At 75.6% G+C, this 1,646-nt stretch carries 2 protein-coding genes; both read right to left on the reverse strand.

What is annotated here, in order from left to right; all coding sequences use genetic code 11:
- Positions 1–1,097, reverse strand: a 1,097-nt coding sequence (locus AC30N0_RS17060) for a c-type cytochrome (protein ID WP_489519091.1), incomplete at its 3' end; no start/stop codon positions are given.
- Positions 1,094–1,646 (reverse strand): c-type cytochrome (locus tag AC30N0_RS17065; protein ID WP_489519092.1); only part of this gene is annotated, 553 nt, incomplete at its 5' end. The genes AC30N0_RS17060 and AC30N0_RS17065, both read right to left, overlap by 4 nt.

The following is a 1,646-nucleotide window of genomic DNA, read 5'->3' on the forward strand; positions in this document are numbered from 1 at the left end:
GGCGTCATCAGCACGGCGCGGTTGCCGGCCAGCGGCGGGTAGGCGCGAGCCACGCCTTCGCCGCGCTCGCCGTGGCAGGCGGTGCAGTGGTCGGCGTACAGGCGGGCGCCGCGCTCGGTGGCCGTCGCTGCAGGGCCGGCACCGGGCGTCGGCGGCGCCGGCGGCAGCGACTGCAGGAAGGCGGCCATCGCCGCGAGGTCGGCGTCGCTCAGGTACTGGGTCGAGCCGAGGACGACTTGGGCCATCGGGCCCTGCACCGACCCGCGCGACGACACGCCGGTCTTGAGCAGGGCGACGACATCGGCCGTCGGCCAGTCGGCGACGCTCGCTTCCTCCTTGGCGTTGAGCGACGGCGCATACCAGTTCTGGATCGGGATCAGGCCTCCGGCGAGGTCGAGCGGCCCGGCGATCGCGCCGAAGACGTTGCGGCGCGAGTGGCAGGCGTTGCAGTGGCCGAGTGTCTCGACCAGGTAGGCGCCGCGGTTCCATTCCGGGCCTCGCGCCGGGTCGGCCTCGAACGAGGCCGGCCGGAAGAACAGCGCCCGCCAGACCGCGAGCGCCGGCTGCAGGCCGAAGGGGAACTGCAGCTGGTGCGCCTTGCGCGGCTGCGCGACCGGGGCGAGGCTCTGCAGGTACGCGAACAACGCGTCGCTGTCCGCGCGTGCCACGCGCGTGTAGTTCGGGTAGGGGAACACCGGGTAGAGCAGGCGCCCGTCGCGCGAGCGGCCGTTGTGCATCGCGCGCCAGAAGTCGGCCGTGGTCCAGTCGCCGAGGCCGCTCGCCCGGTCGGGCGTGAGATTGGTCGAGTGGACGATGCCGAACGGCGTCTCGATGGCCCGGCCGCCGGCGTACGGCGCGCCGCCGCGGTCGGTGTGGCAACCCATGCAGCTGCCGGCGCGGACCAGGTACTCGCCGCGCGCGATCGTCGCCCCGGTCGCCCCGGTCGCCCCGGTCGCCGCCTGCACCGCCGCGCTGCCCGCCTCGGCCGGCGCGCCGCCGTCCTCGTCGCGGAGGTTCAGCCAGGCGACGAGCGCGGCCAGGACGACGAGCGTCGCCGCGACGAGGCCGAGCGCTCGGCCGAGGACGCGGCCTCTCATCGCGCCGGTTTCGCGATGACCCCACCCCCCGGGCCGGCCGCGTCGATGCCGCCGCACGGCAGAGGCAACGCAGTCGGCGTGGCGACCGCCGCGTCGGCACCGGGCTTTGCCGCCGCCGGCACCGGCAGGCTCGCCAGGTACGACGAGAGCGCGCTGATCTCCTCGCCGGCGAGCCGCGCGACGACGACGGCCATGCAATCGGGCGCGTGCGCGCGGCGCTTGCCGTTCTTCCAGGCGCCGAGCTGGGCGTTGAGGTAGTCGCGCGACAGGCCGAGCAGGCCGGGAATGAAGGGCGGCCGGCCGGTCATCGCCGTGCCGTGGCAGTCGTTGCACGCCGGCAGGCCGCGCGCCGCGTCGCCGACCCGGACCAGCCGCTCGCCGGCACTGCGCCCGGCCGGTGTTCCGGCTGGCGGCCCGGGCGGCGGGTACGGCACGTCGAGCGATGCGAAATGGTCGGCCATCTCGCGCAGGTAGGCGTCGCCGAGCGGCGCGAGCAGGCCGGCCATCAGCTCGTAGTGCCGGCGCCCGTCGCGGAAGTTGACGAGCTGG

It is taken from the genome of Rhizobacter sp., from assembly GCF_031412495.1.
Taxonomy (GTDB): domain Bacteria; phylum Pseudomonadota; class Gammaproteobacteria; order Burkholderiales; family Burkholderiaceae_C; genus Schlegelella_A.